The organism is Burkholderiales bacterium (assembly GCA_013695435.1).
Classification (GTDB): domain Bacteria; phylum Pseudomonadota; class Gammaproteobacteria; order Burkholderiales; family JACMKV01; genus JACMKV01.
Map to the genome: position 1 here is coordinate 1 of JACDAM010000065.1, position 7,969 is coordinate 7,969.

The following is a 7,969-nucleotide window of genomic DNA, read 5'->3' on the forward strand; positions in this document are numbered from 1 at the left end:
TCAGTCCTCGGGAGCTGGTCCCGGGGCGCGCTGCTGGGGGTCTTCGCAATGGGCTGCCTGCTCTGGTATCGAAGCCCCCACAAGTCGGCGATAACCATCGCTGCCGCGCTGTTCCTGCTGATGGCGATTCCCGCGATGCCCGAAAGCTGGACGGACCGGATGCGGACGATCGAGACCTATGAAACGGAAAGCTCCGCAATGGGCCGGATCATCGCCTGGGAGACGGCTTTTAATATCGCCAAGGACAAGTTCCCCATAGCAGGCGGGTTAGAATGGCAGAGTCTTGCGACATCGGCCAGGTACTCGCCAAATCCTTCTGTTGAACTCGTCGCCCATAGCATCTATTTCCAAGTCCTGGGCAGTCAAGGGTTCATAGGTCTGGGGTTTTTCCTGCTTTTCTGGTGGCTCGTTTGGCGGCAATGCGCCTCGATCAGGCGCGACACCCGCGACGACCCTGATCTTCGCTGGGCCTATTCGCTCGCCTCGATGACGCAGGTGGGACTCGTTGGCTATGCGGTCGGCGGAGCCTTCCTCGACCTCGCCTTCTGGGACTTGCCGTATTACCTTTTCGCCGCGGTCGGCACGACGCAATACATCATTCGCGAGCACCTAGCCCTTCGATCAGAGGGCTCCGCCGTCGAACCCGCGCCACGAGAAGCGCATGCAATGACAGGACGGACTCTTGGCGCCCCGCCCAGCGGCAGACAAGCCTAACGCGCAGTACAACGTCGCGCGGCCGGATTCGCTGGCGATTCGCGTCACCGCGATGATGCGCCGGAGGATGTACGAGCGGTTTCTAGCGGTCAGCGGTCTTGCCGCCACAGAAACCGTCATCGACGTGGGCGTGACGAGTGACCGGGGGTACGTGTCTTCAAACTACCTCGAGGCGTGGTATCCGCACAAGGACAAACTGATCGCGGCGGGGATGGATGATGCAGGCTTCCTCGAGAAGGAATTCCCGGGCGTGCGCTTCTTGTTCGCAAACGGTAAGGCACTGCCATTCGCCGAGGGCGCGTTCGATGTAGTGCACTCGAGCGCTGTAGTCGAACATGTCGGGAGTCTTGCCGAGCAGGCACACTTCATAGGCGAACTCTACCGGGTGGCGCGTCGGCTTGTGTGCATCACAACGCCCAACCGCTGGTTTCCCGTGGAAGTGCACACTAGTTTGCCCTTGATCCACTGGCTCCCCGCGGCGAAATTCCGGGCGGTGCTACGTACCATCGGATTGCCATTCTTCGCGGAGGCAGAACTTGAACCTGCTGGGGGCCTCCGAATTGCGAGAGATTTGCCGGGGACTCGGGATAACAGGCGAAAGGGTCGATCGTGTGCGTCTGTGCGGATGGACGTCGAACCTGATGTTGTTCCTGTCGAAAGGCTAAAGGCAATGCCCGGCAGCCCCGAGCCGGGCCACTCGCAGTTGAAGCGCGTGATCGGCATGCTTTTCAAGGCGGGGTTGAGTTCCTCCTCATCTGGTGGGTTAGCGCGTCGATCGACATCGGACGCCTCCGAACCACCATCGCCGATTTGCAGCCGGGTTCCGTCGCGCTGGCTGCACTCCTGATGGTCCTGCAGACGGCCATCATTGGCTGGCGCTGGCATCGAATCGTACGGTTCCTCGGGGGCAGCTTGCCGCCTGTAAAGGCGATTCACTGGGTATTCGAAGGGCTTTTTTTCAGCCAGACGCTACCGACCTCCGTCGGAGGTGACGTGGTCCGAATATGGAATCTCCATCGCCATGGGAGTGCTCCCGGAGTGGCGTTTAGCGTGGCGATCGAGCGCGGCACGGGGGTTGTGCTTTTGGGGTTGCTCGTCACTCTGTGCCTGCCCACAGTCTGGATCTCCTTAAGTGACCCGTTGCTTCGTGCTGCGCTGTTGGCCGTGGGTCCCTGCCTGCTCGCCGGGCTGGTGTTTGTCGCTGGCGGCTACAAATCGCTTGTCAAATGGTTGCCCGGTCCAGCGCGTTACGGGGTCAGCGTGGCGAACGCGTGGGTGGATTTCTGGACGGTGCCCATACTCTGGAATCTTGATCGGGTGACGCCCGGCTGGCTGGGATCGCCACTCGCCGCGGTGTGGTGGGTCGAGCACAAACTGCTGCGGATGGCAAACGCCGCCTTCGTCATGCTGGTGTTTCTGGTGCTGATCTCGCGTCGCGTGCGCCTGCGCGTGAAGTGGGACCTGGACCTGACTGCAATCAGCGCGCTGATCCTGCTTTCTTCGATCCTACAGGCCCTCGCCGACCAGGGTGCGAGCTCGCGTTATGCGGTGACCATTCAGGCGCTCGTGGTGGTCGTGGTGATGGTGGCGTGGCTGCGGTTTCGTGAAGAACGCCCGCAAGCGGCGGCAGCGTGAATCGGCGCCGATTTCTCAGGACCCTGATCTCGAGTCCGCTTGCAGCCTTCACGGCTCGGGGGAGCGAGAGTCAGGACATGCCGGTCGGGATCCTGGAACGAATCCCGCGTCCCATTGTGACCTTCACGGCAGGACAGCGGGGCTTGTTCGACGTGTCGCGTTACGTGACGAATCATAAGCCGGGGGTGACGAAAGTCCGACTTCGCGCAAACGTCTATAGCGATGGCACTGCGGCAACGCGGAACGCGGCGTATGTGCCCTTCCAGAGCCAGTTTCCCGAGTACTCGTTCGGCTACCCGATGCTGCACTACGACGGCAGCGCGTTCCCGGCAAGCGACTCCGGCGCTTCCGCGGCTCGGGTTCAAATCGAGGCCACCGACACGGAATTTGGCGACTCCGGATCAGCGGTCGCTTCAAGCATTGCCTACATCCACGTCGATTCCGCGCCGGCCAGGATCAAACATGGGCTCGAGGAATGGAGTTCCTTCGATGCGCTGACCCGCGCAGTACGTGGGGACGCAGCCCCGGGGAGCGCGCCCAGCGGCCGGACCGATCTCATCGGCAAGACATTCGAGATCACCCCCGGAATGTTTTCAGGCTCGACCAGGGCTGCGGCGACGATCCAGTTTCCATGCACGATCAAGGCCCTCGATCCAAACAACCGCCCGGTATTCCGAAACACGAGCGGCGAGCGTGACATCATCCAAGTCCACGCGATCGACGTCGCGCCGATCGACGGGGAGGTCGTCCTGCAGGATCTCGTGATTCGCGACAACCGTGGTTGGTACAACACCGGAGAGGCTGGTGTGCGCATCAAAGACCGGTTCGCGGGGCGTTCGGTACGCGTCGAACGATGCGAGTTCGCCCGCTGTCAGAACGCCGTCTCGGGCGGCGCCAAGGGGCAGACCTTGCGGATTTATGACTGCAGGGTCGTGGACTGCGGCTACGATGATCAGGCGCACTCGTTCTATGTTTCGCCGGAGTGGCTCGAATTTTTCGGCAATGTCGTCAGCTACTCGCCGGGGAACAGACTCGCCCGCGCTCACCAGTTGAAGACCCGCGCACTGAACGCGAAGATTTTCGGCAACAAATTCCTGATGAATGACTGCGCGGCCTCGTATCTCATCGATATCTCGAACGGCGGTGACTACGAGATCGGCGGGAACGTGTTTCAGTACGGGCCTGCGTCGGATAATCGCAACGCGACGCTCGTCGCTTTCGCACCGGAGGGCTCGGGGGCCGACTATGGCCCGCCACCCTACGTGTTTTCCCCGGGACGGCGGTTCAGGCTGACTGCCCGCAACAACACGATGATTTCCGATTTCGCGGCGATCAGCGGCTTTTTCGTCATCGACAACCGGCTCGGTCCGCGCGCCGAAGGCGGTACGGCAGCCACATTCCCCGATCCGCTGGTGCTCGAGGACAACGTTTATCAGAGCGTCGGTCCGCGGTCGCTCGTGATTAAGCGTGATCGCGCGGCCGGCGCCACGGACGATGCTGATCTGTCTTCGAGTTATTCGAACAACTCCCTTTTGGTGAAAGCCGAATTCGCCGGTGACGAGCCGCATCGGTTCACTCCGAAATCTCCGATCCCGAACACGGCCGGGCGCTACGCCACGCGTCGCTTCACCGGGGCGACCTATCTTGGGACGGGCAGCGCTGCGCATGTGTTCGCGACGCGGGGCGCTGTCTGATCGCCCTTTGCTTTCGCAACCGATTCGGGGAACAGTCCGACAGCCAGCAGGGCCGAACAGCTTCGCCGATTCTCGTTAGGTTTTCGCACACACGCGGCTGACCTTGGGAAACAGACTCTTCGGACCGGACAGCCTACGCAGGTCGATCAGCCAGCTGACGTAGAGCATCACGAAAGCGACAGCTATCTGTTGTGTAGGAATGGAGTAGCGTCCGTTCTCGCTGTACTCGAACAGCGCCTGGAAGATGGCGAACCAGAACACGCTTCCTCCAGTCAGCAGGAGCGCCAGTAAACGGCGGTCGGCGACGATCGCACTGACGCATCGCCTGGCAGCGCGCACCGCCACCTGCAGGATAAGCAACGTGACCGCTAGCACGAGCGCCAAGTTCGCGAGCCGGATCAGCGGTTGCTCGACGCGCCAGAGGGCTTCCATGGCGGTTGCGAGACTTGGGGCCCGAATGGCTTCCGGTCGCCAATAGTTGGGTGCTGACCAATAACTTAGCCACGCCTTGAAGACGCTCTTCGCGTACAGATCCGGGTAACGCCAAAACAAGTCCAGGGAAAGCTTCTGCAATTCTTTCGATAACTCGATCTGGGATAGCCCGGTTGCAGCTTTCAGTTCGTCCAATGCATAGAAAATGGTGACGTACTGCTCGCCGCCGCGGTGCGCCTGCGCCTCGGGACTCGTCACAACCGCCGCGCGGTGGCGGAGATAAATGTCCCGAATGATGACGTAACGCGGGTTCGCGTACTCGATGAACGCCCCGCTATGGTTCATCAAACCCAAGCCGAGCCGGGTACTCAGCCCGAACTGTCCAACCGTCGCCGCATTTACGACCATCCACCCGACGATTGGAAGGCACACCGCGCCTAGGTAGACCCCGGCACGGGCGAATCGTGCTTGCTGCGTTTGCAGAAGAGCCACGACTGCGTAGACCGGGACCAGAGCCACGTAACCAGGGCGAGCGAGGGCGGTCGCGGCAACCAATAATCCGAGCACCACTGTGCTACCCACTCCCCCGCCGCGCGTCAGCATCGTGACGCCGACGTACAGCGATGCCACCGCCAGAACCCCGGTCAGGTGCTCCGAAAGGATGTTGGCTTCCATGAACAGCTGGTTAAGGAGCACCGTGGGTACCAGACCCACCAAAATCGCCAGTCCGTAGCTGCGCTTGAACTCGAGTGCCGTGAGAAATAGTAGAACGCTTGCGGCGATGCCTAACAGCGCCTGGATCAGATAGATTCCGCGCGCATTCAGACCCCCCAGAACCATGAGGAGGGGATATAACGGCGTCCTGTCGCCGTCATAGGCACGCAGATCCAGGCTCGCGATCTGTTGAGCCAACAACATGTAGGTCCCGGTATCAGGGTAAATAACCGGCGGATAGATGACGAACAGGATCAGCCGAATCAAAGCGCCGAAACCCACGAGGCCGGCGACGGCCCAGCACATTTCGCGAGGGAGGAGCGATCCCAAAGTTTTTCTCCATTGTCGCTGCGGTACCCGCTACCTCGCGCGAAAGACGACGTGACGTGAGACCAGAAAATTGAACGAGAGCGCAGCGATCGAGCCGCAGGCAATGCCTAGGACGATCTGCATCGGAGCAGCGCCCAATACGTGAATCCAGATCAGATAGACCCCGACGTTGATCAGCGCCCCGAGGGCAGTGAACGTCAAATAGGGGAGCCAGGACGCCTTAGCGGACGACCGGAAGGTATAACGGCGGTTTAAGTGCCAAGTCACCGTGGCGGCGACAATGAATGCCACGATCCGGCCGGTAGTCGGGCCGGACTGAATGACTTCCGTCATGGCCAGCGTAATCGCAGCGTCGACCAAGAATCCGAGCGTGCCGACCGCGCAAAACCTGAGAAATGTCACCTGCGCTCATTCCAGCGGCCGGAACGCTGCGCGTGGGAACTGAAGGTAGATGAGTCGCTTTATCTCGTGCCGTCCGCGGGTGACGGTTTCGAGAACCAGGCCGACGCCGATGGAGAGAAAAGCGAGGATCATGATTCCGGTGGCCAGGATGGCCGTGGGGAAGCGAGGCACGAGACCCGTACGCAGCCACTCGAGGACGACGGGTATGCCGAGTGCCATCGAAAGGAGTGCGAGCAGGGCGGCCAGGATGCCGAAGAACTGAAATGGTTTCTCATGTTTGGACAGCGCTAGGATGAGACGGAGTATGCGAAATCCATCTCGGTAGGTCGAAAGCTTGCTCGTAGAGCCTGCCGGTCTCGCGCCGTACGGTGTCTCCATTTCTGTCACAGGCATGTTGAGTTCAAGGGCGTGCACCGTCAGCTCGGTCTCGATCTCAAACCCTTTTGAGAGCGCTGGAAATGACTTTACGAAGCGACGCGAAAAGACGCGATAACCGGAGAGAATGTCCGTGAATCGCTTGCCAAAGAGATAGGAGACAAATCCCGTCAGCATGGCGTTTCCGAAACGATGCCCGCGTCGGTACGCCTCCACCGCGTCGTGGACACGACACCCGACAACCATATCCAGGTTTTCGCGTTGGAGTCGCTCAATCATTGCCGGCGCGCTTTCGGCGCAGTAGGTCGCGTCACCGTCGACGAGAACGTAGACGTCCGCCTCTATGTCGGCGAACATTCGCCGCACGACATGACCCTTCCCCCGCTGCGGTTCGTGACGGACTTTGGCGCCTGCTGCGCGGGCCACATCGACGGTGTGATCGTCTGAATTGTTGTCGTACACAAAAATTTCGCCGTGCGGAAGGGCTTTCCGGAAATCTGTCACGACCTGGCCGATCGCCAATTCCTCGTTGTAGCAAGGAATGAGCAGGGCTACCCGCGGCTGCGTTAACACCTCGAGCTTCAAGCCGAGTTCGTCCTTTGTCGATCGCAATGGATAGGGACTCATCTGTGAGGCATCCAACTGTTCGAACTCCGCCAACTGTCGGCACGATCTTTGATTTCGATCGCCTAGTCTAGTGTCCTGTTCCGGAAATACCTTGCACAAAAGCGGACGAGAAACGGCGCGCTGCTTTGGCGCAAGCCTTGCCGATATTGGCGATAGCGGCTTTGTCTTGCTTCGCGTCGCGCACCGTTTTCGCCGCTTTTGCTTCTGCCGGAATCGTTTGCCTCATCGACCTTCGCAAGTTATCTCCGGAACAGGACACTAGCGCTAACCGTAATTTCCAGCTACGGAGAAGGCTAAGAAGCAAACAGCTTCATTTCGTTCAGCCTGGAATATGGCGCGACCCTACATAAAAATTCTACAGCAAACGAGCGACTTCGTCCCCGGCGGATAGTTTTGGAAAAGTTGTAAGACCAGCGCTGGGTCAGGCACCCGCTGAAACATCACGATCCGGCGTCCGCGCTCGTGGATCCTGCTTACGTACATGGATACGCCGACGCAGCAACAGATTGCCGATCGCGCGCGCCGCTCGGGACCGTCAAGGCCTGGATTCGACACGGGTCGATCGCGTTGAAGGAGTTGCGCTTTCCGCTTCGGTGAAATCGTTCGAAACCAGCCTCGAAATCACTGACGAACCGAGCTTGTGCGGGTTGCTGGAGGCAATGTCGCCGCGCGAACGAGCAGTTCCTCGAACAAGCGAGCGAGCTCCGCGGTCAGTGTCTTGCGGTCGAATCGTTGCAGCTCCGCGAGATCGGCCTTCTCATCGCCTAGCGTTCCCTCTGTCCATCTCCGGAAGCTGTTCGCGACCACGTTGTAGAGACCTTCACTATCTTCCGGCGAAATCGCCTGGCCTCCTCCGACGACGGACAATATTTCCTGGGTCGCACCCTGCGGAACAAGGGCGATGACCGGCTTTCCCGTTCGCAGATATTCGTAGAGTTTCGCGGGAACGAGTCCCGATGTGTCCGGCGAGAACTGGAGCAAGAGAAGCAAATCCGCGCGCGCAAGCTCACGCAGCGACTCGGCATAGGGAAGGCGTGGAACGAACT

8 protein-coding genes are annotated in these 7,969 nt (G+C 60.2%); 4 read left to right on the forward strand and 4 right to left on the reverse strand.

The genetic code is table 11. From position 1 onward, the window contains the following. The 4 genes from H0V78_03935 to H0V78_03950 all read left to right on the forward strand — a co-directional run. Positions 1 to 714 (forward strand): putative O-glycosylation ligase, exosortase A system-associated (locus H0V78_03935; GenBank protein ID MBA2350954.1); only part of this gene is annotated, 714 nt, incomplete at its 5' end. After that, complete coding sequence (locus H0V78_03940; GenBank protein ID MBA2350955.1) at positions 683 to 1,561, forward strand: methyltransferase domain-containing protein; 879 nt, start codon at positions 683 to 685, stop codon at positions 1,559 to 1,561. The genes H0V78_03935 and H0V78_03940, both read left to right, overlap by 32 nt. After that, positions 1,468 to 2,349: a flippase-like domain-containing protein gene (locus H0V78_03945; GenBank protein MBA2350956.1), complete on the forward strand. Its 882-nt coding sequence runs from the start codon at positions 1,468 to 1,470 to the stop codon at positions 2,347 to 2,349. Before H0V78_03940 ends, H0V78_03945 begins: the two co-directional genes overlap by 94 nt. Beyond that, complete coding sequence (locus H0V78_03950; GenBank protein ID MBA2350957.1) at positions 2,346 to 4,043, forward strand: hypothetical protein; 1,698 nt, start codon at positions 2,346 to 2,348, stop codon at positions 4,041 to 4,043. Before H0V78_03945 ends, H0V78_03950 begins: the two co-directional genes overlap by 4 nt. A 75-nt stretch (positions 4,044 to 4,118) precedes the next feature. Here H0V78_03950 and H0V78_03955 read toward each other — a convergent pair whose 3' ends face one another. The 4 genes from H0V78_03955 to H0V78_03970 form a co-directional block, all read right to left on the reverse strand. Then, positions 4,119 to 5,519 carry a hypothetical protein gene (locus H0V78_03955; GenBank protein MBA2350958.1) on the reverse strand — a complete coding sequence of 467 codons (1,401 nt, stop codon included), beginning with the start codon at positions 5,517 to 5,519 and terminating at the stop codon, positions 4,119 to 4,121. Positions 5,520 to 5,549: 30 nt separating this feature from the next. Beyond that, the gene (locus H0V78_03960; protein MBA2350959.1) at positions 5,550 to 5,921 is read right to left on the reverse strand and encodes a GtrA family protein; all 372 of its coding nucleotides are present in this window, start codon (positions 5,919 to 5,921) and stop codon (positions 5,550 to 5,552) included. A gap of 6 nt (positions 5,922 to 5,927) precedes the next feature. Continuing rightward, complete coding sequence (locus tag H0V78_03965; GenBank protein ID MBA2350960.1) at positions 5,928 to 6,923, reverse strand: glycosyltransferase; 996 nt, start codon at positions 6,921 to 6,923, stop codon at positions 5,928 to 5,930. A gap of 621 nt (positions 6,924 to 7,544) precedes the next feature. Continuing rightward, positions 7,545 to 7,969, reverse strand: a 425-nt coding sequence (locus H0V78_03970; GenBank protein MBA2350961.1) for a hypothetical protein, incomplete at its 5' end; no start/stop codon positions are given.